Origin of the sequence: Nevskia sp. (assembly GCF_023266035.1) — a bacterium.
Classification (GTDB): domain Bacteria; phylum Pseudomonadota; class Gammaproteobacteria; order Nevskiales; family Nevskiaceae; genus Nevskia.
The window spans coordinates 5,491-29,306 of sequence record NZ_JAHFRY010000052.1; the positions used below are offsets into that span (position 1 = coordinate 5,491).

A 23,816-nucleotide genomic window follows, 5' to 3' on the forward strand; every position below is an offset into this window, starting at 1 on the left:
CGATCACCGGCCAGCTGCGGTGATGCGGTGCTTCGCGCAAAGTCGGTGACGAATCCATCGTGCTCTCCAGCGGGTGAGCGGCTGCGACAGTAAGGGCTGGCGTGATATCGGTCCGTTCAAAACAAAAACGCCGCATCGGCGGCGTTTCGGAACGGGCCGATGAACTGGCTCGCAGGTTACAAGTGGCGCTCCTACCCGGATTCGAACCGGGGTTAAAGCCGTGAGAGGGCTCCGTCCTAGGCCTCTAGACGATAGGAGCGTGGTCAGCGCGGGCGGATTATAGGGGTAGTGCCGCGATACAGCCAGCCTCGCGTTTAACGCCGTCGTGATCATCAGAAAGTCAGCGGATATGCGGGCTTGCCGCGTCCTCGCGTAAACTTCGCGCACCCGCCCGTCCCCGCCCGTGATTTCCAAGGTCGAAGAGACGCAGAGCCAGGGCCATTCGAACAAGCTAGAGATCAGCCATCACCGAGCCGAACCGTACCCCGCGCGAGCAGCACCCGATTTCGCGCGCCAATATTTCCCAAGGCGCCCTCAAGGTGCTCTACGGCTTGAAGGACGCCGGCTACGAGGCCTATATGGTCGGCGGTGGCGTTCGCGACCTGCTGGCGGGCATCGAGCCGAAGGACTTCGATATCGCGACCAGTGCGCACCCGGACCAGATCAAGCGGGTGTTCCGCAGCTGTCGGCTGATCGGCCGCCGCTTCATGATCGCCCACGTCCGAGCTGGCGAGGAAATCCTTGAAGTGACGACCTTCAGGGGGCCGATCACCGATAGCCACGAGCGTGACGAGACCGGCCGCATCCTGTCCGACAACGTCTACGGCACGCTGGAGGAAGACGCGTTTCGGCGCGATTTCACCGTCAACGCGCTGTACTACGACATCCGCGATTTCTCGATCGTCGATTTCTGCGGCGGCATCGAAGACCTCAACGCCCGACGCCTGCGCCTGATCGGCGATCCCGAACTGCGCTATCGCGAAGATCCGGTACGCATGCTTCGCGCGGTGCGCATCGCCAACAAGCTGGGCTTCGGTATCGATCCGGAATCCGCCGAGCCGCTCAATCGTCTGGCTTCGCTGCTACGCGAGATTCCGCCGGCCCGCCTGTTCGACGAAATCCTCAAGCTATTCCTGAACAAGGACGCGTTGGCGAACTTCGATGGCTTGCGCAAGCACGGCCTGTTCGCGGAATTGTTCCCAGGCACCGAGCGGGCGATCAGTGCCGCCAAGCGCGATCTCGAACTGCTGCGCATCGCGCTCGCCAACACCGCCGACCGCATCAAGCGCGACCTGCCGGTGACGCCGGCCTTCCTGTATGCCGCGCTGCTGTGGCCGCAGTATGCGGACCGCACCTATGAACTCGAAGTCGAGCGCGGCCATGATCCGCAAACCGCGCAGACCCAGGCGGCCGACGAAGTGCTGGCCAAGCAACAGCATCGCATCGCGATTCCGAAGCGTTTCTCGCTGCCGATGCGCGAAATCTGGGCGGTGCAGCCGCGCTTCGAAGATCTCCGCCCGGGCCGCGCCAAGCGTCTGCTGACCCATCCGCGTTTCCGTGCCGCCTACGATTTCCTGCTGCTCCGCGCCCAGGCCGGTGAGCCCGGATGTGCGGCGCTGGCCGACTGGTGGACCAAGGCGCAGATCGGCGTGAGCTTGCCGGCTCCGATCGACGGCGAAGGCTCGGACGACAGTGCCGAAACCGACGCCGCTGGCGATCCGGCTGGCGAGGGCGCAGCAAAGAAGCGCCGCCGTCGCGGTGGCCGCAATCGTCGCAAGGGCTAGGCTCCAGGCGAGTAGCCGATGCGTGTCTATCTTGGCCTCGGCGCCAATCTCGGCACGCCGGCCGTGCAGGTCGAGCGGGCGCTGGCGCTGATCGCGGCGCTGCCGCACACGACTCTGGTCGCGCGCTCGCCGCTGTATCGCAGCGATCCCGTCGGGCCGGCGGGTCAGCCCGACTACTGCAATGCCGCCTGCATGATCGACACCGCGCTCGAACCACTGGCGCTGCTCGACGCCGTGCAGGCGATCGAGGTCGATGCCGGCCGCATTCGGGATGGCATTCGCTGGGCCGCGCGGCTGCTCGATATCGACCTGCTGCATATCGAGGGCTTAAGCCTGTCGACGCCACGTCTGCGCTTGCCGCATCCGCATCTGCAGGAACGCAACTGGGTGCTGGTGCCGCTCGCTGATTTCGCGCCGACCCTGGACATTCCCGGCCTCGGGATCGTCGCCGAACTTGCTGCGGCGATTGGCCAGGCAGGACTGCGGCCTTGGAGCTGACTGTTCAGGTGATCGTTCAGCCGTGCGCGCCGAGCTTTCCAAACTTGCTGCGATAGCGCGCCTGCAGGCCGGGATCCGGCGCCAGCTGCAGCGCGATCTGCAGGATCTCGCCGGAGTGCTCGGTATCGCCGAAGCGCCGCAGCAGTTCCGCTGCCAGAAAGAAGAAGCGCGGGTCAGTCTGATTGAGCAGGATGGCCTGGCGCGTCTCGCGGTAGGCGCGCTGCTCGTCCCGTTCCTTCAGCGCGGTCAGCGCGAGCTGGAAATGGTAGTACGGGTTCTGCTCCAGATAAGCCTGCGCACGCTCGTGAAAGTAGGCGGCAAGCCGTGAGTTGCCGAGCTGCGCATGGATGTCGGCCGCGGTGTTGTAGCTGGACACGCTGCGCGGCTCCAGCAGCAGCGCTTGGGTGATCGCGATGCTCGCGGCACGCAGCTGACCGTCCAGCAGATAGAGGCTGGACAGGTTGGCCCAGAGATAGCCGGCGTCGGGCAGCAGTTCGAGCGAACGCAGCTGGTAGCGCAAGGCTTGGTCGCGACGCTGCTGCAAACGCAGTTCGACGGCGCGGTTGTTGTAGAACTGTGCCAGGGCGGTCTGGTCGCTGACGATCCGCTGATCGTAGCGGGGGCTGTAGTCCTCACCACTGACATCGACGATCTGATACTGCGGCGATGACAGATCGACCCGCACATTGATGTGCCGGTAGAGCAGCAGGGTCTGGTCGTCGCCCAGCTCCCAGATCGGTGGAATATCGACTTCGTTGAACTTCGCCGGAATTCCCACTTCGCGAGCCAATGCGACGAACAGCAAGGTGTAGCTCAGGCAGTTGGCGCGTCTTTGCAGGAAGGCCTGTTCGGCGCTCAAGCTGGCTTCGGCGTCGTAGCGCAGATGGCGGCCTTTCTCGGCGTGCAGTGCGGCGGCGAGCGCGCGAGTCTTGTCGCCGATGCTGGATGCTCTGCGGGTGGCGTCCTGCGCGAAGCGGCGCATCTCGTCGCTGACTGCGAGCAGCGAGGGCAGATCTTCGATCGCCGGCGAATCGGCCGCAATCGGTACCCGATCAGCCCCGGCGAGAGCCCAGGCGACATCTTCAGTCGAGATCGACGGTTGCTCGGGGAGGTTGGCACAACCAGCCAGCGTTGCCGCAGCAGCCACCAGCAGGATCGCAGCTTGAATCCGCCCGATATTCATTCGATCTCCTCCCGCCGGCGACACTGCGTTCGCCGATTGCCCCAGTTCAGGGTACTCCGGTGGAGACGGCTTTCCAGCGTTTTTCGTCGTGGCGATTTCATCGCTACAGACCAAGAAAGCCGGCGAAAATCGCGTGATATATTTCGCCGCCGCGCCGATTGGCTGGAAGCCCGCTCAATGACCGCTAAACCCGCCGCACCCAGCGCGCAAGTCCACATCTCCGAGTTGCGCCGCATGCGCGCCGCCGGTGAACGGATTGCCTGCCTGACCTGCTACGACGCCAGCTTCGCGCTGATCGAGGACCGTGCCGGTGTCGACGTGATCCTGATCGGCGATTCGCTGGGCATGGTCATCCACGGCCAAAACTCGACCACAGCGGTGACCGTTGCCGACATCGCCTATCACTCGCGCACCGTGGCGCCGCATCTGAAGCGGGCGTTCCTGGTCGCCGATCTGCCGTTCCTGAGCTTCGCCACCCGCGAGCGCGCGCTCGATGCGTCTCAGCGGCTGATGCAAGAGGGCGGGGCGAAGATGGTCAAGCTCGAAGGCGGCCGCGAGCAGGCCGACATCGTCGAATACCTGTCGGTGCGGGGCGTGCCGGTCTGCGCGCATCTCGGCCTGCAGCCGCAGTTGATCCACAAGATGGGCGCCTTCAAGGTGCAGGGTCGCGACAATGCTGCCGCCGAGGCCATGCTCCACGACGCGCGCATTCTCGAAGAAGCGGGTGCGGACATGCTGCTGCTCGAATGCGTGCCGTCCAAGCTTGGCAAGCAGATCACCGACGCTTCTCAAGTGCCGGTGATCGGCATCGGTGCCGGCCCCGACGTATCGGGCCAGATCCTGGTGCTGCACGACATCCTGAACATTTCGCCGATGGTCACGCTCGGTCGCACGCCGCGCTTCGTGCAGAACTTCATGCAGGGCGGGGCGGATATCGAAGGGGCGATTCGCGCGTATGTGCAGGCGGTCAAGAGCGGCGCCTATCCGGCGCCTGAGCACTGCTTCTGAGGTTCTTCGAAATCCCCGGTGGTGCCCGTGTTCGCAGCTGATCTGCCGAAGCTGGATGCCTGGCGTTTCAAGCTTGGCCTGTGGTTGCTGTTTCTGCTGGTGGTCATCCGTTTCGGCTGGATGGCCGACGATGCCTATATCAGCCTGCGCACTGTCTGGAACTTTACCCATGGTTACGGGCTGACCTGGAATCCGGTCGAGCGGGTGCAGGCTTATACGCATCCGCTGTGGCTGTTCCTGCTCGCTGGCGTGCATGCCATCAGCGGCGAGATGTACCTGAGCGTGCTGGTCGTCTCGATCCTCTGTTCGGCGCTGGCCGTGGCCTTGGTGCTGTGGCGGCTGACCGCACGTTTGCCGCAGGCGATTGCGTTCGTTGCCTTGCTGCTGTGTTCGCAGGCGGTGCTCGATTACACGACCTCGGGCCTCGAGAATCCGCTGTCGTTTCTGCTCGCTGCAACGTTCTGCTGGCTATGGCTTGCGCCAGCCGAACAGCCGAAGCCCCTTTTCCTCTTGTTTCTGGTCGGCTGCCTGCTGACCCTGAACCGGCTCGATCTGGTGCTGCTGGTGTTGCCGGCGCTGGCCTGGCTGCTGTGGCAGCAACGTTCCTGGCGCAACCTGGGTCTGGCCTCGCTGGCCTTGCTGCCGCTGCTGGCCTGGGAAACGTTTTCGCTGATCTATTACGGCGTGCCGTTTCCAAACACCTATTACGCGAAGCTGAGCACCGGCATTCCGGCCGCCGAGTACCGCTTGCAGGGTCTCCTGTATCTCGTCGATCTCGCAACCCACGATCCCGGCACCTTGATGCTGGTGCTGCTCGGTATCGGCACCGCGTTCAGCGGCGGCGCACGACGGCCGCTGGGGATCGGCCTGCTGCTGTATCTGGCCTACGTGGTGTCGGCCGGCGGCGACTTCATGCAGGGGCGTTTTCTCAGCGTGCCGGCTTTCATCGCGGCGATCCTGCTGACAGCCGGGCGTGATGACGGTACGCAGCCTTTCAACGACAAGGCGATGCTGGGCAGTGTGGCTTTGATCGTTGTACTGGCCGTAAGCCGGCTGATCGGCATCGAAGGGCCGGACCCGCTGATTCGCGCTTCGGGTGTGGCCAACGAGCGCCAGTACTACGCAGCGTCGACGGCACTATCGACCCACAGCCGCGATCGTCCGGTGCCGTACAACCATCCCTGGGGCGAGCTCGGCAAGTCGATGAGGCAACGTCCGCCGGAGCGCATCTTCGAAGCCGGCGTGATCGGTTTCATGGGCTATGCGGCGGGACCAACGGTGCAGCTCGTCGATCACCATGCGCTGTCCGACGCCTTCCTCGCGCGCTTGCCCTGCCTGCGCCCTTGGCGCATCGGCCATTTCAAGCGCGCCTTTCCAGACGGTTATCTCGCCTCTCTACGCAGCGGCGAAAACCGCATCGTCGATCCGGCGCTGCGGCCGCTGTATGACGATGTGCGGCTGGTCACCCGTGGCGAACTGTTCAGCGCTGAACGCTGGGCGGCGATCGGCCGGTTGAACGGTTACCGTGTTGCCGACGCCACGCCAGCGTCGCCCTGATCCTCATCACCACGAATTCACCGATGAACACCGTGCACCTCGCGTCCGAACTTCGCGCCCGGATTTCGCAATGGCGCGCCCGCGGCGAACGTATCGCCCTGGTGCCGACGATGGGCAATCTGCATGCGGGACATCTGGCGCTGGTCCGTCATGCTCGCAGTCTGGGTGATCGTGTGGTCGTCACCGTGTTCGTCAATCCGCTGCAGTTCGGCCCCAACGAAGATTTCGGCCGTTATCCGCGCACCCTGCCGGAAGATCTCCGCCAGCTCGAAGCGCAGGGTGTCGATCTGGTTTACGCACCGCCCGTCGAGGAGGTCTATGTCAACGGTTTTCCGCCGGCGACGACGATCACCGTCTCGCCGCTGTCGGCCGAGCTTGAAGGCGCGTTCCGGCCCGGCTTCTTCACGGGCGTGGCGACGGTGGTGGCGATCCTGTTCAACAGCGTGCAGCCGGATGTCGCGGTGTTCGGCGAAAAGGACTGGCAGCAGTTGCAGATCGTCAAGCGGATGGTCGCTGACCTGCGGATGCCGGTGGACGTGGTCGGCTATCCGACCGAACGCGCAGCGGATGGCCTGGCGCTGTCCTCGCGCAACCAGTACCTGACCTCGGTCGAGCGCGAGCAAGCGCCGCAGGTTCATGCCGCCCTGCAGGCTGTGGCCGCTGATCTCAGGGCTGGTCGTGATGACTACGCAGCGATTGCTGCGGAGCAGATGCAACAGCTCGAAGCGGCAGGTTTCCGACCGCAGTACCTCGAAGTGCGGACGCCGACGCTGGCGCAGCCCGCGGCAGGCGACAAGGACTTCGTCGTGCTGATCGCCGCCGTACTCGGCACGACGCGACTGATCGACAATCTGCGGCTTGAACGGTGCTAGTCGCACCAATTTGAAGCATCAGCGAAGGCGTTCGTGGTGGCGGTAATCCCGTTTGTCGGGTGGTTTCCGGGGTCGCGTTATTTCCTTAGGCCGGAAGGTTGGCGGCAAGCGTGAACCTCGTTACACTTTCGCGACTTGGTGCAGTGATGACTCCTGCATCAACGGGCGTATGTCTTTGTGGGCCGCCCTCGGTCGTTGAACATCTTGATTCCGGGTGCATGTCTTTTTGGGCCACCCGCATCAAACAACCATCCAGGAAAGAAGCTCATGCAACTGACGATGCTCAAGTGCAAATTGCACCGTGCGCGTGTTACCCACGCTGAACTCGACTACGAAGGCTCCTGTGCGATCGACGGACGTTTGCTCGATCTCGCCGGCATCCACGAGTACGAGCAGATCCAGATCTACAACGTCGGCAATGGCGAACGCTTCACGACCTATGCGATCCGCGCCGAGAACGGCAGCGGCATCATCTCGGTCAATGGCGCGGCTGCGCACAAGGCACGGGTGGGTGATCGCGTGATCATCTGCGCCTATGCGGAAGTCGAAGCCAACGTCGCCAAGCTGCACAAGCCGAAGCTGGTCTATTGCGACGAAGCCAACCGCGTCACCCGTACCGCGAACACTATTCCGGTGCAGGCTGCCTGAAGCAGTTGCTGCTCGCGCCAGTGAATCCGGCGCTGAAGCAGACTTTAAGAGGCCCAAGCTTTAGTAAGCTTGGGCCTCTTTTTCGTCCGGACCCGTTTCGATCCCGATGTCTGCATTGACGGAAAGCGCCGCCTGGCGCGCACTGACTAGCCTGGCTGCCGCCGATGCGGCGACGACGCTGATCCAGCGTTTTCAGAACGATCCCGCACGCGCTCAGCGTTATTCGGCGGAAGCTTGCGGGCTGTACCTCGATTACTCAAAGCAACGCCTCGGTGATGACGGCATCTCGGCACTGCTGGCGCTCGCCGAGCAGCAGCAGGTGTCGCAATGGATTGCCCGGATGCACGCCGGCGAGGCGATCAACTTCACCGAACATCGTGCCGTCGGCCACATCGCCCTGCGCGCCCCGCGCGATGCTGGCCTGCAGATGGCGGGCGAGCCGGTGATGCCACTGGTGCATGAGGTCCTCGACCGCATGTTCGCGTTCGCCGATGCGCTGCGCAGCTGCGCCTGGCGCGGTGCGACCGGCGAGCGCATCAGTGATGTCGTCAACATCGGCATCGGCGGTTCGGATTTCGGGCCACGCATGGTCTGGGAAGCGCTGACCGAAACCGACACCAGGCCGCGCGCGCACTTCGTCGCCAACGTCGACGGTGCGCAGTTGTCGGACGTGCTGGCGAAGCTGGATCCGGCCCGCACCTTGTTCGTCGTTACCTCGAAAACCTTCACCACCGAGGAAACGATGGCCAATGCGGGTGCTGCCCGGCGCTGGTTGACCGCCGCGCTTGGCGACGCCGCCGTCTCCCGGCACTTCGTCGGCGTATCGACGGCGCGGCCGGCGACCGAAGCCTTCGGCATCGATCCGGAAAACGTCTTCGAATTCTGGGACTGGGTCGGCGGCCGCTACTCGTTGTGGTCGGCGGTCAGCCTCGCCAACATCGTGGCCCTGGGGCCTGAGCGTTTCCGCGAACTGCTGGCCGGCGCCCACGCGATGGACGAGCATTTCCGCCACGCACCGCTGGCTACGAATCTGCCCGTGTTGATGGCCTTGATCGCGGTCTGGAATAGCAATTTTCTCGGTGCCGTGAGCCAGGTCGTCGCGCCTTATGCGCAGCGCCTGAGTCATTTCGTCGGCTGGCTGCAGCAGCTGGAAATGGAATCGAACGGCAAGGGTATCGACCGTGATGGACGGAAGGTCGACTACGCGACGACGCCGGTGCTGTGGGGTGATGTCGGCAGCAATGCCCAGCACGCGTTCTTCCAGATGCTGCATCAGGGGCCAGCGCTGAATCCGGTGGATTTCATCCTGCCGGTGGCGGCCACCAATGCCTTGCCAGAGCAGCAGCCGCTGTTGATCGCCAACTGTCTGGCGCAGAGCGCGGCACTGATGCGTGGCAAGAATGCCGCCCAGGTGCGTGCCGAGCTTGAAGCGCAGGGCTTGAGCGGTACCGCGCTGGATGAGGCGATCCCGCATCGTGTGTTCAGCGGCAACCGGCCGAGCAATACGCTGTTGCTGCCGAGGCTCGATGCGTTCCATCTTGGCGCACTCTGTGCGCTGTACGAACACCGCACTTTCGTGCTCGGCGTGCTCTGGAACATCAATGCATTCGATCAATGGGGCGTGGAACTCGGCAAGCAGCTGGCGCATCAGGTGGTCGCAGCGCAATCGGGTCGCGCGACAGATGACGATGGGCTTGATCCCTCGACCCGCCGCCTGCTGGAGCGCATCGATGGCCGCTGAACTGCGTCTTTCGCTGGTGTTCGTCGTCGCAGCGATGCTCGGCGGCTGCACGCCGGCCGTGGTTCAGCGTGTGCAGGATCACGGCTCCGGCGAGGAGCGCATCGAGCTGAGCAAGACCGCGTTCTTCCCGAACGAGGATCGCGCCGCTGCGGCCGCTGCGCTGGCGACGATGTTCTACACCGACGGCCTGACCTCGACCGGCCCGGTCCAGGTCGCGCCTTTGCTTGGCAACAGGACGCCGCCGGCCAACCTGCGCAGCGAGTTCACCGGCATCGCCTATCAGCTGGACCGGCTGGCCTTCGTGCTGCCGCCGACCCTTGATGCCGTGTTCGCCGAAGTTCGCGCCGGCCGGCCGGTGATGGTGCTGCAGAAAGTGCCGGACTGGCGTTATGCCGTCGTCATCGGCGTCGAGCCTGTGAGCAATCAAGTGATCCTGCGCTCGGGCAAGGAAGGCCGCGTCTACCAGCCGCTGGGCGATTTCCTCAGCTACTGGAAGGGCGGCGACAACTGGGCGATGGTGATCAGCGACGGTAGCCGCGTGCCGGCCAGCGCCACCCAGGCTTCCTGGATCGCCGTCGGCGAAGCGGCGACCTTGGCCAACTACCCGAAGCTGGCCGAGAAGAACGCCTATGGCGCGATCGAACGCTGGCCGGATCAGGTCGTGCCCTGGGTTGCGCTCGGCAATGCCCGCTATGCGCTGAAGGACTGGGCTGGCGCGCAGGAGGCTTATCTCGAATCGCTGCGCCTGAAGGCGTTCAACCCGGTGGTGCGCAACAACCTAGCGCTGGTGCTGCTCGAGCGTCACTGCGTCGATCTTGCCGAGCAGCAGCTCGACGAAGCCTTGAAAGGCGAGACCGATGCCGCGCTGAAGCTGGCGTACGAGGGAACGCGGCAGAAGATCAGCCGCTATGAAGGGCCGTCGATCTACTGTCCGCCGCCGGACGACGCTGCAGCGCCCATCGAATATGAGATTGCACCGTTGAATCCGGAAACGCCGAACGCGAATCGAGTGCGGCGACGAGGGCGGTAGCCGCAGCTTCGCTGAGCTTGGCATCGGCCAGCGCGTTGCCGATCGCCACCGCAATGTTGCGCAGCCAGCGCAAATGGCCGGCACGGCGCAAGGCCATGCCTTCGGTACGGCTCAGGTATTCGGCTTCAGTCCAGGCAAACAGCTCGATCAGCCGCGCGGTATCGAGGCCGTGGCGGGGCGCGAAATCTGGCGTCGCGTCGAGCTTCGCGTAGCGGTTCCACGGACAGGCGAGCTGGCAGTCGTCGCAGCCGAAGATGCGGTTGCCGATCGCTGGCCGCAGTTCCTCGGGAATGTCGCCGTGGTGCTCGATGGTCAGATAGGAAATGCAGCGCCGCGCATCGAGCCGGTACGGGCCGATGATCGCCTGGGTCGGGCAGATGTCGATGCAGGCCGTGCAGCTGCCACAACGCGGTGTGACCGGTTCCGCGGGCACGGCGTCGATCGGCAGATCGGTATAGATCTCGCCGAGAAAGAACCAGGAGCCGGCTTCGCGGTTGAGCACCAGGGTGTGCTTGCCGATCCAGCCCAGCCCGGCATTGCGGGCCAGCGCTTTTTCGAGCACCGGGGCGCTGTCGGCAAACACTCGATAGCCATGCGGCGCGATCGCTAGCGTCAACTGTTCGGCGAGCGCCTTGAGCCGCTTGCGCATCAGCTTGTGGTAATCGCGTCCCAGCGCATAGCGCGAGATGTAGGCGGCTTCCGGATCGGCGAGTACCGCGTCGGCATCCTCGGCCGAAGGCCGGTAGTCGAGCCGCACGCTGATCACCGTGATGGTGCCCGGATGCAGCTGCGCGGGGTCTGCGCGCAGCGCCGCATGCTCGGCCATCCAGCTCATGCCGCCGTGCAGACCTTCATCGAGCCAGCGGCGCAGATGGGCGTGATCGTCGTCGAGCGCCAGACTGGCAATGCCAGCATCGGCGAAGCCCAGCGCACGGGCCCGATCACGGATCTCCCTCGCCCAATCGCGAGGTGTGGCGAGGGGTTCAGGAGGGGCGGGCACTTATACTGGCGGCATGGAAAACATTGCGGCGCGATTGTATTCCGCAGCCCAGGTGCGCGAACTGGATCGGCGCGCAATCGAGGACTGCGGCATCCCTGGTTACAGCTTGATGCAGCGCGCCGCACAGGCCGCATGGCGGGCCGCTCAGGCGCGCTGGCCGCAAGTCAGGACGGTCACCGTGCTCTGTGGCCCCGGCAACAACGGCGGTGATGGCTACGAACTGGCGTGTCTTGCGCTGGCTGATGGCTGCACGGTGCGGGTGTTCGAATGCGAAGACTTGCCGCGTCGCGGCGATGCCCTGACCGCGCGCGCAGCCTGGCTGGCGATTGGCTCCGTCGAGCGCTGGTCGGCCACGTCTGCCGAAGCGCTGCTGACGGCTGATCTGATCGTCGATGCGCTGTATGGCATCGGCCTGAGCCGAGCGCCGGAAGGCGAGACCGCCGACGCCATTACAGCTGCCAATGCCGCGCATGTGAACGGTGTCGCGGTGCTGGCACTCGACATTCCTTCCGGTCTGATTGCCGATACCGGACAGGTGCCGGGCGCAGTGATCAACGCTGATCTGACCGTGACCTTCATCGCGCAGAAGATCGGCCTGCTGACCGGCCAAGGCCCGGCATTCGCCGGCGCCGTGGAGTTGGCGACACTGGATGTGCCGGAACGCGTTCATGTCGGCCTGACCCCGATCGCCCAGCGCATCGACGCCTCGGACCTGCGCCGCTGGCTGCCGCGCCGTAGCCCCACCGGCCACAAGGGCGATCACGGCCACGTGCTGCTGATCGGCGGTGATCACGGCATGCTCGGCGCGATCCTACTTGCCGGTCGTGCAGCGCTGCGGGCTGGTGCCGGACTGGTGACCATCGCGACCCGCGCTGTGCATGCGCCGCTGCTCGCGGCTGCGCAGCCGGATCTGATGGTGCGTGGCGTCGAATCAGCCGCCGAACTGGCAATGCTGATTACCCGCGCTGATGTCGTCGCGATCGGCCCCGGGCTGGGCACCGACGACTGGAGCCGGACGATGTTCGACACGGCGATGGCAGCGGCGCTGCCGATGGTGGTCGATGCCGACGCTTTGAATCTGCTCGCGCAGCAGTCGCCATCTCTCCGGCGCGATGACTGGCTGCTGACGCCCCATCCGGGCGAAGCCGGCCGGCTGCTCGGCTGCAGTACCGTGACCGTTCAGCAGGATCGAATCGCTGCCATACAAGCGCTGCAGGCGCGTTACGGCGGTGCGGTGGTGCTCAAAGGTGCTGGCAGTCTGGTCGCCGATGGCGAGGTTCTGCGGCTCTGTCCCTACGGCAATCCGGGCATGGGCGTCGGTGGCATGGGCGATGTACTGACCGGTATCAGCGCTGCATTTCTCGCTCAGGGCTTGCCGCTGGGCATTGCGGCCGCGGCGGCGGTGACGGTGCATGCCAGAGCCGGGGATGCCGTGGCGATCGCAGGCGGTGAGCGCGGGCTGATTGCTTCTGATGTCGTCGATGCGCTGCGTGCGCAGGTGAATCCATGAGCCGCCTGACGATCGAGCTGGCTGACGATGCCGCGACCGAAGCACTCGGCGCACGCCTTGCCGCCGAGACGGCATCGCGGCCGGGTGGGGTGATCTACCTGCAGGGCACGCTCGGTGCCGGCAAGACCACCTTGGCGCGCGGCTTTCTGCGCTCACTGGGCGTCAGCGGCAGCATTCGCAGCCCGACCTACACCTTGATCGAGCCGTACCGGATCGGCGATCAGGACCTGCTGCACATGGACCTGTATCGCCTGAAACATCCGGACGAACTCGAAGGCCTGGGCCTCGACGATTACCCGCCATCAGGCTGCTGGTGGCTGGTCGAATGGCCGGAATGCGGCACTGGTTTTCTGCCATCGGCGAGTCTGGTCGTTCGGCTCTCGGCCGATGGCGAAGGGCGCTTGGCCGAGCTTGAAACGACCGCTGAATGGCCGTTGATCGCCGCGCGCTGGCCGGAAATCGTGCCGAACTTGCCATAGAGCATGAGATAGTTGGTACTAAGCACTGATTTCGATACGAAAATTCTTCGAAATCGGTTGAAGTCACGGCCGCCAGGCCGTATCTTCTGGCTTTGATCGACCCCGATGGGGCTTCATGCGCGCATTGACCGGATTTTTGTTTTTGCTGACGGCGCAGGCTGCTGCCGCGACCGAGCTGCGCGAGTTGCGTCTGCTCGACGGTCCGGACTCGACGCGCGTGGTCTTCGATCTCGACGCCGAAACCAAGCCGAAGGTTTTCACGCTCGCCAATCCTGACCGTGTGGTCATCGATTTCAGCGATGCCCGTCGCGGCTCAGCCCTGCCGTCGAGCAGCGCTGGCGCCGGCCTGATCAAGGCCTTGCGCACCGGCCCGCGCGACAAGGGTCTGCGTGTCGTGCTCGATGTCAGCGAGAAAGTTCAGCCGCATTCCTTCGGTCTGCAGCCAGACGGCGGCTACGGCTATCGGCTGATTGTCGATCTGATTCCGAAGACGCCCGGCACAGCGCGTGTGCTGCCGGCACCCGTAGTCAGCCCGGCACTCGGCATCGTCGCCACGGCACCGGCGCCCGCTTTGAACCCGACGCCGGTCGTGCAGCCGCCAGCCCCTGCCGTTGCGCCGATCCAGGTGCAGACGGTCGCGGCCTCGTCGGCGGAAACCTTGCCGCTCGCAGCGCCCCGCGCAAATGGCCGCTTCCGGGTGTCGGAAAAGGAAATCGTCATCGCCGTCGATGCTGGCCACGGCGGTACAGATCCGGGTGCGATCGGCCTTGGCGGTCTGCGCGAGAAGGACGTGACTCTGGCGATCGCCCGCAAGCTGAAGAAGAAGATCGATGACCAGCCCGGCATGCGCGCGGTACTGACGCGCGACAGCGACACTTTCATCGAATTGCGGACCCGCACGGTCAGGGCGCGTCAGGCCGATGCCGATCTGTTCGTGTCGGTACATGCCAATGCCACCGAAGATCGCGGCATGCAGGGTTCAGCGGTGTATGTCCTTTCCGAGCGCGGCGCGTCGAGTGAACAGGCGCGCTGGATCGCCAACCACGAAAACGCCGCGGATCTGGTCGGCGGCGTCGCCTTGCAGAAGCAGGACGACAACGTCGCTGCCGTGCTGATCGACATCTCGCAGGGCGCGACCATGGAAGCCAGCTTCGATCTCGGCGGCCGCATGCTGAGTTCGATGGGCCGCATCAACCGTTTGCAGAAATCTGAAGTTCAGCAGGCCGGTTTCATGGTGCTGAAATCGCCGGACATCCCGTCGGTGCTGGTCGAAACCGCGTTCATCAGCAATCCACGCGAAGAGAAGCTGCTCGGCGACGCTGATTACCAGGACAAGATGGCGCAGTCGATCTTCGAAGGCGTGCGCAGCTATTTCGCGCGCTACCGGCCGCAGCAGGTTGCGGCCAACGAACCGCCACCGTCCTCGGCTCCGGCTCAAGGCAAGGCGAAAGCAGTGCAGGTGCGCCTGAAGCGCTAGCTGCTTCCAGTCTCTGCCCTGCACATAAACGGCCTCCTCGCGAGGCCGTTTTCTTTAAGCTTGCCGCCTTCCTTACAGGCTGGCAGTCGTGACGATCCAGGTACTTCCCGAGCAGCTCATCAATCAGATTGCCGCGGGCGAAGTGGTCGAGCGGCCGGCGACCGTGGTCAAGGAACTGGTCGAGAACAGTCTTGATGCGGGCGCGACGGTGATCGAGGTCGATCTTGAAGCGGGTGGTCTGAACCTGATCCGGGTTCGCGACGATGGCGGCGGTATCGCCCGCGAGGAGCTGGCACTGGCGCTGACTCGCCACGCGACCAGCAAGATCAGCCTGCTCGACGATCTCGAACGAGTTGCCAGCTTCGGCTTTCGCGGTGAAGCACTGCCGAGCATCCTGTCGGTGTCGCGGCTGGCGCTGACCTCGCGCCGCGAGATCGACCAGCACGGCTGGAAAGTCGCCGGCAGTGGTCTGCTCGATGACGGTAGTCCGCAGCCGGCGGCGCATCCGCCGGGTACCACCATCGAAGTGCGCGACCTGTTCTTCAACACACCAGCGCGGCGCAAGTTCATGAAGGCGGAAGGCACCGAGTTCCGCCATGTCGATCAGGCCCTGCGGCGCTTGGCGTTGACCCGTTTCGATCTGCGCCTGCGCCTCAGCCACAACGGCCGGCGCAGCTTCGAACTGGCGCAGGCCGAGGGTGACAGCGCACGCGCGTCGCGCGTCGCCGCCGTCTGTGGTGACGAGTTCCTGGCCAATGCGGTGACCATCGACGAGCAGCGGCTCGGCCTCCGGCTCTGGGGCTGGGTAGCGCTGCCGAGCTTCGGCCGTGCCCAGGCCGATCTTCAGTTCCTGTACGTCAACGGCCGCAATGTGCGCGACAAGCTGCTTGCCCACGCGCTGCGCCGTGCCTATCACGACGTCATGCATTCGCAGCGTCATCCGGCCTTCGTGCTGTTCCTGGAACTTGATCCGGCGCGGGTCGATGTCAACGTTCATCCGCAGAAGACCGAAGTGCGCTTCCGCGATGCTTCGGTGGTCCACGATTTCCTGTTCGGCGCCGTGCACCAGTTGCTGCGTCGCATCCGGCCCGAGCCAGGCCAGCACCATCGAGTCGAGTTCGAGGCACCGGCGTTCAGCGCGCCGGATCCTGTTCAGAGCACGGTGCCGCTGAGCTATGGCCGCAATGTGTCGACGCCACCCTGGCCGGTGCGCGAAGCCTCGGGCACGTCCGGATCGGCCTGGCCGCTGTATCGCGCCGGCTTTGCCGAATCGGAAACGCCCGCCGCTTCGAACACGACGGAAGACGCGCCGCTGGGTCGGGCGATCGCGCAGATCCGAGGTGTCTTCGTGCTCGCCGAAAACCGCCATGGCCTGGTGCTGGTCGATGCCCATGCCGCGCATGAGCGGGTGCTCTACGAGCGCCTCAAGCTGCAACTGGCGGCGGATGGCATCGCCTCGCAGCGGCTGCTGCTGCCGGAGGTCATCAGGATCGGCGGCGCGGAGGCCGATCAGCTCGAAGCGCAGTTCGAAGCGCTGCGCCGCTTCGGCCTGATCCTCGATCGCGCCGGCCCGGAATCGATCACCGTGCGAGCGGTGCCGGCGCTGCTGATCAAGGCCGATCTCGCCGCACTGCTGCGTACGCTCTGCGGCGGCGCCGACGATGCCGAAAGTGCCGAGCACTTCAACGAGGCGCTAGACGCCCAGCACCGCATCCTGGCCGACATCGCCTGTCGCGCGGCGATCAAGGCCAATCGACGGCTGACGGTGCCGGAGATGGACGCGCTGCTGCGCGACATGGAGCAGACACCGAATGCCGGCCAGTGCAATCACGGCCGACCGACCTGGGTGCAGATCGATGCCGACGCGCTAGACCGCTTGTTCCTGCGCGGCCGTTAAGCGCGACGTCCGAAATTAATCTGTATCTGACCCCAATTCTTGGCTCAAATGATCAGATCACCGCGGCGCAGCGAGTACAGGCGGTACTTGCCATAGCGCTTGGCCAGTTCGATTTCGCCGGCGTATTCGGTGGCGAAGCGTTCCGGCGCTTCCAGCGCGAGGCGGGCGGCGAAGGCTTCGGTGACGAAGATCATGCCGGGCGGGGTGACCGGCTCGACGCGCGCCGCGAACGACAGCTGGGAGCCGAAGTAGGTGGTCGTGCCTTCGACGGCGTCCAGCCCTTCGTGCACCGGCGCGTAATGGGCTGATAGCCGCAGTTCGAGCTTGCCGAGCATGCCGCCGAGCGTCGGGCGAACGCGATCGACGATCGCGTGGATGTCGGCAGCCACGGTGGCGACGGTCGCGGCATCGTCGGTGACGATATGCACGGCGTCGCCCCAGGTGTGCTGCAGCAGGATGTGCGCGGCATGCGGCCGCAGCACATCGGCAATGCCTTTGATCATCAGCGACTGGAACGCCGTCAGTTCGTGCTCGGCGAGGCGGCTGTAGCCGGCGAAGTCGGCGAACAAGGTGCCGACGAAACGGCGCAGCACCGGGCTGCCGTCCGGGGCGGTCGAGGCTTGGCCGGGTTGATCGAGTTGGCGCACCCAGGCGGCGCCGACGGCATCACCGCAGTCTTCACTGCCGTCATCGCCGAGCACGCGCCAGCGGCAACCGAGCCGCTGTGCGGCTAGCCGGGACAGGCCGCAGGCAGTGGCCGATACGTAGGCCGCGCACCAGTCGGTCTCATCCTCCAGAAAGCCCTGCGCCACGGAACATTCGGCTGCGTCTTCCAAGCAGCGGATCAGGCGGGCACTGATGACGCTGCCGTGGTTGCGCTGCCAGCGTTCGATCAGCTGCGAGCGGGTGCTCGGCAAGACCAGATGAACGCGGATGCCGCGCTGCAGGAACTGTTCGGCGATGGCCAGATCGTCGGGATTCGACAGGCCGCCGTAGACCACCGAGGCGGCCGATGGAAAGGCATCCGCCGACAGGTTCGGCGGCAGCGGTCTCGGCACGTAGTAGACCGGCGCCAGGCTGAGCAGATGGGTCAGGCTGTCGCTGCAGCCGAGGTGGCGGCAGAGCAGTTGCAGCTGGGTCACGGTGCGGCTGCGGACGTTGACGTTGCCGCGCAGCAAGGCATCGGCGCTGGTCAGTGCTGACTGGGCACGCGCCATGTCGCCGAGCAGCAGCGCAGCTTCGGCTTCGGTGACGCGCTGGTAGTACGCCGAGGTCTCGGAATCCGGCGGGTTGCGCAGGTGTTCTAGCACCTTGGTGGCCAGCGCCACGGCTTCTTCGCGACAGCCGCCGAGCATCAGCATCGAGGCGGCGTTGATGCCGGGAAAGAAGCCGCCGGTGCGATCGAAAGCAACTTGATAGACGCGGCCGGCGCGCTCGAACAGTTCCCGCGCACGATCACCGCGTGAAGCGAGCGCCAGGTCCTTGTACAGCCGGCCACCGAGCGCCAGCCATTCCTCCAGATCCGGCTCATCGACGATCGCCAGCTCGCGATAACGGCGCATCGCCAGCTGGGTGCTGCCGGCATTGGCGAGCGACAGCAGGGCGATGTAGTCGAGCTGGCGATCATGCAGACCCTCGCCCTGCGCTTGCCGGGCCAAGTCGTGGCAGAGCAGGTAGTTGCCGGCCTTGAAAGCGCGATGGCAGAGCGCCAGCGCGGCGGTCAGAGGATCTTCGGCCAGCCCTTCGCCTGGCGTCGGATCGATGACCAGCAGCGCCCGTCCGCTGTCGGCCGGGCGGCGGTAGCGCAAGGTCGACCAGGGCAGCGGAATCCGCGACGGATGCTGGCGCCATTCGATGACTTCGGTGGTGCCGCCGGGCAGCGGTGCGTGGCCGGGCCGCTGGATCGCGACCAGCACATCGGATTGCTCGGCCAGACAGGCGGCGAGGCGGCGGTACTGCTGTTGGCGGAAAATCGGATCGGGCAGCCGTCGCGCGGCATCGGGATCCGGCAGCAGATCGACGATCACCGAGCAGCGTTCCAGCTGCTCCTGCAGCGCTTCGCGGACGTCGATGATGCTGTCGCGGGCCAGCACTTCGGGCTCGTCGTCGAGGCGACGCATCCAGTCTTCGACCAGTACATCGAGCGGCACCGGCAGTGCCGCGACGGTCTCGAACGGCACACCGGCCTGGCTCAGCCAGTCCGACGCGGCCTGCTTGAACAGCAGGTCAGCGCCGGGGGCAAGGCCGGTCAGCAGGGTGACGCGGATCGGCTGGCAGCGCGCCATCAGGCTGGGCAGCGCTTCCTCGGTCAGGCGTTGTCGTGCAGCGGCGTGTTCGTCTGCGGACAGCGACAGATGCCCCGTGGCGCCGATCAGCAGATGCCCTTGTTCGCGGCTCGGCAGTTCTGCCAGCCAATTCGCCAGGCTCAGGGTGCGCGGTGTCATCTGCTTAACCGCCTGGACCACTCGACGGAGCCGCACGCATCAGCACGTAGACCGCGCCGGTGCCGCCGTCATGTGGCCGCGCCGAGCAGAAGGCGATCACGTCATTGCGGCGGCGCAGCCAGCCGTCGAGCAGGGTCTTGATCACCGGGCCGGTGTTCGGCGAGCGATTGCCCTTGCCGTGGATGATCCGCACGCAGCGCACGTCCTTGCTCTGGCATTCGGCAAGGAACAGCGACACTTCCTCGCGGGCGACGCTACGGTTCAGGCCATGCAGATCGAGCTCGGCGCGGATCCGGTAACCGCCGCGCCGCAGTCGCCGCCAGACGCTGTCCTGCAGGCCATTGCCGCGATAGCTCAGGGTATCGCCGCTCTCCATCAGCTCCGGCTCGAACATGCCGTAGTCGAGCAGTTCGTCCATCACCGCGCGCTCGTCGGCCTCGGCCTGGATCGGTCGTGGCGGGGGAAGTTTTCGGGGCGGCGGCACGCGGTCCGAAGCCGGACGCGGCTGGACGCCGGACATCGCGGAGCGGAAGGCGTCGTCGTCGTCCACAGCATCGAAATCCGGAATCTTCATGGCGTCGGCATCATAGCCCGGCGGTCGGTAAACTAAGACTCCCTCGATTGCTTACGACCATGCGGATTCTTCTGTCCAACGATGACGGCTGCACGGCCCCCGGATTGCTGGTGTTGGCCGAGCAGCTGAGGTCCGTGCACCACGTCGATATCGTCGCGCCGGATCGCAACCGCAGTGCGGCGTCCAATTCGCTGACCATCCTCCATCCGCTGCGCGTGCAGCGGCATGCCGATGGCACCGTCTGCGTCGACGGCACGCCGACCGATTGCGTGCACATCGCGCTGGCGAGCCTGCTGGAACAGACGCCGGACATGGTCGTGTCGGGCATCAACAACGGCCCGAATCTGGGCGACGACACCTTGTACTCGGGCACCGTTGCCGCGGCGATGGAAGGCCGGCATCTGGGCATTGCGGCGGTGGCCGTGTCCTGCGCGGCCTACAACCCCAAGCATTACGACACTGCGGCGCGGGCGACCCTGCGCATCGTCGAGCGGCTGCGTGAAGAGCCGTTTCCCGGCAACACCATCCTCAATGTCAATGTGCCGGATCTGCCCTGGGACGCGCTGAAAGGCTTTGAGGTGACGCGGCTGGGACATCGCCACAAGGCCGAGCGCTTCGAGCAGACGCTCGATCCCCGTGGCCGGCCGATCTACTGGGTTGCCCCCGCCGGTGCCGGCGCCGACTGCGGACCGGGTACCGATTTCCACGCGGTCGAGAACGGCTACGTGTCGATCACGCCGCTGGTCGTCGATCTGACGCGCCACAACGTGCTTGAGCCGCTGAGCCGCTGGGCCCAGAAACTGTGATGACCGGCAGTCATCCGCATAGCCGCGGCCTCGGGCTGACCTCGCCGACCAGCCGCGCGCGGATGGTCAGCGAACTGCGCAAGAACGGCGTCAGCGACGAGCGCGTGCTGGCTGCGATGCAGAAGATTCCGCGCCACGAGTTCGTCGAGGAAGCCTGGCGCGGCGAGGCTTATCGCAACAAGCCGCTGCCGATCGGCCTGGCCCAGACCTTGTCGCAGCCGGTGGTGGTCGGCCTGATGTCGCAGGCGCTGATCGCGGCCGTGGCCGGTGCACCGGCCGGGCCGCGCAAGCGGGTGCTGGAAATCGGCACTGGCAGCGGTTACCAGACGGCCGTGCTCGCCGAACTGATCGAACGCGTCTATTCGGTGGAGCGGCTGAAGCTGTTGTCCGAACTGGCCCGCAAGCGGCTCGGCGGGCTCGGCTATCGCAACATCCATTTCGGCTATGCCGATGGCACCCTGGGCTGGGATGCGCACGGGCCGTATGACGCCATCATCGTCACTGCGGCGGCCACCGAAGTGCCGAAGGCGCTGCTCGATCAACTGGCGGCTGGCGGGCGGCTGGTGATTCCGGTCGGGCCACCGAACAACCAGATGCTGCGCGCAGTCGATCGCATCGGCAGCCGCTACATCGCTACCGATCTGGCCACGGTCAGCTTCGTGCCGCTACTCGAAGGCCGAGCTTGAGCCCGCGATGATCGATCTGTTCAAGCAGTGGGTTACGAGCGTGATGGCCGAACTGGGCTATCTGGAAATTTTCTGCCTGATGGCGCTGGAATCGAGCCTGTTCCCGGTGCCGTCCGAGCTGGTGATGATTCCGGCCGGCTATCTTGCCAAGGGCGGCGCGCTCAATCCGTTCCTGGCGACTCTCGCCGGCGGCAGCGGTTCGGTGTTCGGCGCCACGGCCAACTATCTGCTCGGCCGCCATGTCGGCCGCGCCTTCCTGCTGCGCTATGGCCGCTACCTGTTGATCAATGAAGCGAAGTACCACGAAGCCGAGGCGATGTTTCTCGGCAATGCGCGGCTGGCAACCTTCATCGGCCGCTTCATCCCGGTGGTGCGGCATCTGATCTCGCTGCCGCCGGGCGTGTTCGGCATGCGCTATCTGCCGTTTGCGGCGATCACCTTTGCCGGAGCCACGCTGTGGTGCGGCGTGCTGGTGGCGGCCGGCTATTTCTTCGGCGAAGCGGCGGTGCAGGTCATCGTCCATTACACGCACGAACTGGCCTACGCCGCGCTGGCGTTGCTCGCCGGCGGTCTGCTGTGGTTCCTGTTCCGCAAGCGCGCGTGAAACGGGCGGCGACATTGGCGCTGGCCGCGCTGATGTTGCTGACGGCTGGCTGCGCTTTCGAGACGCCGCGCGCCAAGGTGTCGCGCGCTTCGGTCAAGCAGTCGCCGCGCTCGACACCGACTTTCGGCGAGGTCTATGTCGTCACCAAGGGTGACACGCTGTATTCGATCGCTTTCCGCAACAACCTCGACTATCGCCAGCTCGCCGAGTGGAACGGCATCGGCAGCGACTACCGGATCAATATCGGTCAACGCCTGCGCTTGACCCCGCCAGGCGCAGCCGTTGCTGCTGACGTGGTGACCCAGGCGCCGCAGCGAGTCACGCCAACGCAATCAGTGCAGCCCGTGCTGCCGATGCTCGATGGCGCCGGCACTTGGGAATGGCCGACGCGCGGCACGGTGGCACGCGGCTTCGATGCCGGCGGCAACAAGGGTCTCGATATCGCTGGCGAACTGGGCCAGATCGTCGTCGCCAGCCGTGGCGGCCGCGTTGTCTACAGCGGCGCAGCGCTGAAAGGCTATGGCGAACTGGTGATCATCAAGCATGACGAGCAGTACCTGTCGGCCTACGGCTACAACCGCAAGCGTCTGGTCAACGAAGGCGAGGAGGTGGGTCCCGGCCAGCCGATCGCCGAACTCGGCGAAGGCCCGGCGCAGAAACCGCTGCTGCACTTCGAGATTCGCGACCGCGGCCGGCCGCTGGATCCCAGACGGCTGCTGCCCGCTCGTTGAACCGGCAGCAGCGCGCTCGATTTACTGCGGCTGCTTCGCCTTCCACTCCTTGACTGCCGCCAGCGTGTTGGCGACGTGCTTGTCCGGGCTCAGTGCCGAATAGGCGTAGGACACGGTGGAGTCCGGCAGGATCACGAACGAGGTGCGATCCGAGTAGCCGACCAGTGGAATCTTCGCGTCGTAGGACTTCGAGATCTTCAGCTCCGGATCGGCCGCCACCGCGAACTTGTTGCGGCATTCGCTGATAGAAAACTTGTTCAGCGTGTCGATATCGTCCTTCGAGACGCCGATCACCGTCGCGCCCAGCGCATTGAATTCCTCGGTCGCCTCGGCGAACAGATGCGCTTCCACCGTGCAGCCCTTGGTGAACGCCGCCGGATAGAAGTACAGCACCACCGGGCCCTTCTTCAGCGCGTCGGCCAGCGCGAACTGGAACGGCTTGCCGGCCAGCGTTGCCTGGGTGGTGAAGTCCGGCGCCTTGCTGCCAACCTTCAGCGCAGCCATCGCCGGCACCACGCAGCCTAGTGCGACGGCCGCAGCAAGAAATTTCAGGCGCTGCCGGGAAACGACAGGGTTCAAGGACATCGGGTGCCTCCGCAAGGGTTGTTGACTTTCTAGCTTACTCGCGGGGAGCTTGTGTGGATTCAATGCACGATTGTCAACACGGCACGGAGTCGTGACACTGCATGCGACGCAACCGGCTCGATCCAGCCCCCTCGATGACAGACGACCGCGCCATCCGCCTGCAAGCCTTGTTCGACGAGGCCTCGCTGCTGCCCTGGGATCGGCGCGGCGAGTTTCTCGACCGTGTTTGCGTCGGCGATGTCGCCCTGCGTCTGGATCTGGAGCGGCAGCTGCGCAATGTCGGCGACACCGTCGTCGTGCTTGATCGCTCGGCGGTGACCGGCGAAACCGAATCGCATCCCGAGCCCCTGCAGGCGGGCACGCTGCTGGGACCCTGGGAAATCGAGCGCTTGGTCGGGCAGGGTGGCATGGGTGAGGTCTATCAGGCCCGGCGGGCGGATCAGGCTTTCGAGCTGCGGGTGGCGATCAAGCTGCTGAAACGCGGCCTGGATACCTATCAGGTGATCCGCCGCTTCCTGCTCGAACGTCGCATCCTCGCCCAGCTCACCCATCCGAACATCGCCCGCGCGCTCGATGCTGGCGCAGCACCCGACGGCCGCCCCTATCTGGTGATGGAGTACGTCGAAGGCCAGCCGATCACCGATTACACGCGTACCGGAACCCACGGACTAGCTCCGTCGATCACCGAAATGCTGCGCCTGA

The 23,816-nt window shown here is 65.3% G+C and carries 21 protein-coding genes, 1 tRNA gene and 1 pseudogene; 17 read left to right on the forward strand and 6 right to left on the reverse strand.

Features of this window, described 5'->3' with window-relative positions:
* Positions 1-183: 183 nt before the first annotated feature.
* A tRNA-Glu gene (locus Q0D45_RS09875) sits at positions 184-259 on the reverse strand.
* A gap of 205 nt (positions 260-464) precedes the next feature.
* Between Q0D45_RS09875 and pcnB the strand changes: the two genes are divergently transcribed.
* Positions 465-1,784 (forward strand): polynucleotide adenylyltransferase PcnB, encoded by a 1,320-nt coding sequence (pcnB, locus tag Q0D45_RS09880; RefSeq protein ID WP_293392048.1) that lies wholly within the window; start codon positions 465-467, stop codon positions 1,782-1,784.
* Between the two features lie 18 nt (positions 1,785-1,802).
* Positions 1,803-2,282, forward strand: coding sequence for a 2-amino-4-hydroxy-6-hydroxymethyldihydropteridine diphosphokinase (gene folK, locus Q0D45_RS09885; protein ID WP_293391996.1), 480 nt, complete (start codon positions 1,803-1,805; stop codon positions 2,280-2,282).
* Between the two features lie 16 nt (positions 2,283-2,298).
* Here folK and Q0D45_RS09890 read toward each other — a convergent pair whose 3' ends face one another.
* Positions 2,299-3,465 carry a transglutaminase domain-containing protein gene (locus Q0D45_RS09890; protein WP_293391998.1) on the reverse strand — a complete coding sequence of 389 codons (1,167 nt, stop codon included), beginning with the start codon at positions 3,463-3,465 and terminating at the stop codon, positions 2,299-2,301.
* A gap of 177 nt (positions 3,466-3,642) precedes the next feature.
* Here Q0D45_RS09890 and panB point away from each other — a divergent pair, with 177 nt between their 5' ends.
* The 6 genes and pseudogenes from panB to Q0D45_RS09920 form a co-directional block, all read left to right on the forward strand.
* Positions 3,643-4,473, forward strand: coding sequence for a 3-methyl-2-oxobutanoate hydroxymethyltransferase (panB, locus tag Q0D45_RS09895; protein WP_293392000.1), 831 nt, complete (start codon positions 3,643-3,645; stop codon positions 4,471-4,473).
* Positions 4,474-4,500: 27 nt separating this feature from the next.
* The gene (locus tag Q0D45_RS09900) at positions 4,501-6,030 is read left to right on the forward strand and encodes a glycosyltransferase family 39 protein (RefSeq protein ID WP_293392003.1); all 1,530 of its coding nucleotides are present in this window, start codon (positions 4,501-4,503) and stop codon (positions 6,028-6,030) included.
* A 23-nt stretch (positions 6,031-6,053) separates the two neighbouring features.
* Positions 6,054-6,902, forward strand: a complete 849-nt coding sequence (gene panC, locus Q0D45_RS09905; protein ID WP_293392006.1) for a pantoate--beta-alanine ligase — start codon at positions 6,054-6,056, stop codon at positions 6,900-6,902.
* A 267-nt stretch (positions 6,903-7,169) separates the two neighbouring features.
* The gene (panD, locus tag Q0D45_RS09910) at positions 7,170-7,550 is read left to right on the forward strand and encodes an aspartate 1-decarboxylase (protein ID WP_022977124.1); all 381 of its coding nucleotides are present in this window, start codon (positions 7,170-7,172) and stop codon (positions 7,548-7,550) included.
* 106 nt (positions 7,551-7,656) lie between these two features.
* Positions 7,657-9,291, forward strand: a complete 1,635-nt coding sequence (gene pgi, locus Q0D45_RS09915) for a glucose-6-phosphate isomerase (RefSeq protein ID WP_293392012.1) — start codon at positions 7,657-7,659, stop codon at positions 9,289-9,291.
* A 34-nt stretch (positions 9,292-9,325) separates the two neighbouring features.
* Positions 9,326-10,126 (forward strand): annotated as a pseudogene (locus tag Q0D45_RS09920) (PA2778 family cysteine peptidase); the annotation flags it as partial.
* 64 nt (positions 10,127-10,190) lie between these two features.
* Here the strand turns inward: Q0D45_RS09920 and queG are convergent.
* Positions 10,191-11,321 carry a tRNA epoxyqueuosine(34) reductase QueG gene (queG, locus tag Q0D45_RS09925; RefSeq protein ID WP_293392014.1) on the reverse strand — a complete coding sequence of 377 codons (1,131 nt, stop codon included), beginning with the start codon at positions 11,319-11,321 and terminating at the stop codon, positions 10,191-10,193.
* A 13-nt stretch (positions 11,322-11,334) separates the two neighbouring features.
* Here queG and Q0D45_RS09930 point away from each other — a divergent pair, with 13 nt between their 5' ends.
* The 4 genes from Q0D45_RS09930 to mutL all read left to right on the forward strand — a co-directional run bounded on the left by Q0D45_RS09930 (position 11,335) and on the right by mutL (position 16,684).
* On the forward strand, positions 11,335-12,831 hold the full coding sequence (locus Q0D45_RS09930) for an NAD(P)H-hydrate dehydratase (protein WP_293392016.1): 1,497 nt from the start codon (positions 11,335-11,337) through the stop codon (positions 12,829-12,831).
* The gene (tsaE, locus tag Q0D45_RS09935) at positions 12,828-13,310 is read left to right on the forward strand and encodes a tRNA (adenosine(37)-N6)-threonylcarbamoyltransferase complex ATPase subunit type 1 TsaE (RefSeq protein ID WP_293392018.1); all 483 of its coding nucleotides are present in this window, start codon (positions 12,828-12,830) and stop codon (positions 13,308-13,310) included. Before Q0D45_RS09930 ends, tsaE begins: the two co-directional genes overlap by 4 nt.
* Before the next feature lie 115 nt (positions 13,311-13,425).
* Positions 13,426-14,787 (forward strand): N-acetylmuramoyl-L-alanine amidase, encoded by a 1,362-nt coding sequence (locus Q0D45_RS09940; protein WP_293392020.1) that lies wholly within the window; start codon positions 13,426-13,428, stop codon positions 14,785-14,787.
* Between the two features lie 79 nt (positions 14,788-14,866).
* Positions 14,867-16,684 (forward strand): DNA mismatch repair endonuclease MutL, encoded by a 1,818-nt coding sequence (gene mutL, locus Q0D45_RS09945; RefSeq protein WP_366946408.1) that lies wholly within the window; start codon positions 14,867-14,869, stop codon positions 16,682-16,684.
* Positions 16,685-16,728: 44 nt separating this feature from the next.
* On the opposite strand, the gene Q0D45_RS09950 is transcribed toward mutL, so the two are convergent.
* Positions 16,729-19,128, reverse strand: a complete 2,400-nt coding sequence (locus Q0D45_RS09950) for a tetratricopeptide repeat-containing protein (RefSeq protein ID WP_293392026.1) — start codon at positions 19,126-19,128, stop codon at positions 16,729-16,731.
* Positions 19,129-19,132: 4 nt separating this feature from the next.
* The gene (locus Q0D45_RS09955; RefSeq protein WP_293392029.1) at positions 19,133-19,702 is read right to left on the reverse strand and encodes a Smr/MutS family protein; all 570 of its coding nucleotides are present in this window, start codon (positions 19,700-19,702) and stop codon (positions 19,133-19,135) included.
* Positions 19,703-19,761: 59 nt separating this feature from the next.
* Between Q0D45_RS09955 and surE the strand changes: the two genes are divergently transcribed.
* From surE to Q0D45_RS09975, 4 genes are read left to right on the forward strand one after another with little or no spacing between them, the layout of a single operon-like run.
* Positions 19,762-20,508, forward strand: a complete 747-nt coding sequence (gene surE, locus Q0D45_RS09960) for a 5'/3'-nucleotidase SurE (protein WP_293392032.1) — start codon at positions 19,762-19,764, stop codon at positions 20,506-20,508.
* Complete coding sequence (locus Q0D45_RS09965; protein WP_293392035.1) at positions 20,508-21,194, forward strand: protein-L-isoaspartate(D-aspartate) O-methyltransferase; 687 nt, start codon at positions 20,508-20,510, stop codon at positions 21,192-21,194. Before surE ends, Q0D45_RS09965 begins: the two co-directional genes overlap by 1 nt.
* Before the next feature lie 7 nt (positions 21,195-21,201).
* Positions 21,202-21,798, forward strand: coding sequence for a DedA family protein (locus Q0D45_RS09970; RefSeq protein WP_293392038.1), 597 nt, complete (start codon positions 21,202-21,204; stop codon positions 21,796-21,798).
* Positions 21,795-22,529, forward strand: coding sequence for a peptidoglycan DD-metalloendopeptidase family protein (locus Q0D45_RS09975; protein WP_293392041.1), 735 nt, complete (start codon positions 21,795-21,797; stop codon positions 22,527-22,529). The genes Q0D45_RS09970 and Q0D45_RS09975 overlap by 4 nt, the downstream gene beginning before the upstream one ends.
* A gap of 21 nt (positions 22,530-22,550) precedes the next feature.
* Here the strand turns inward: Q0D45_RS09975 and Q0D45_RS09980 are convergent, their stop codons facing one another.
* Complete coding sequence (locus Q0D45_RS09980) at positions 22,551-23,033, reverse strand: peroxiredoxin (protein WP_366946409.1); 483 nt, start codon at positions 23,031-23,033, stop codon at positions 22,551-22,553.
* 215 nt (positions 23,034-23,248) lie between these two features.
* On the opposite strand from Q0D45_RS09980, the gene Q0D45_RS09985 reads away from it, so the two are divergent.
* On the forward strand, positions 23,249-23,816 hold a 568-nt coding region (locus Q0D45_RS09985; protein ID WP_293392046.1), incomplete at its 3' end, for a protein kinase.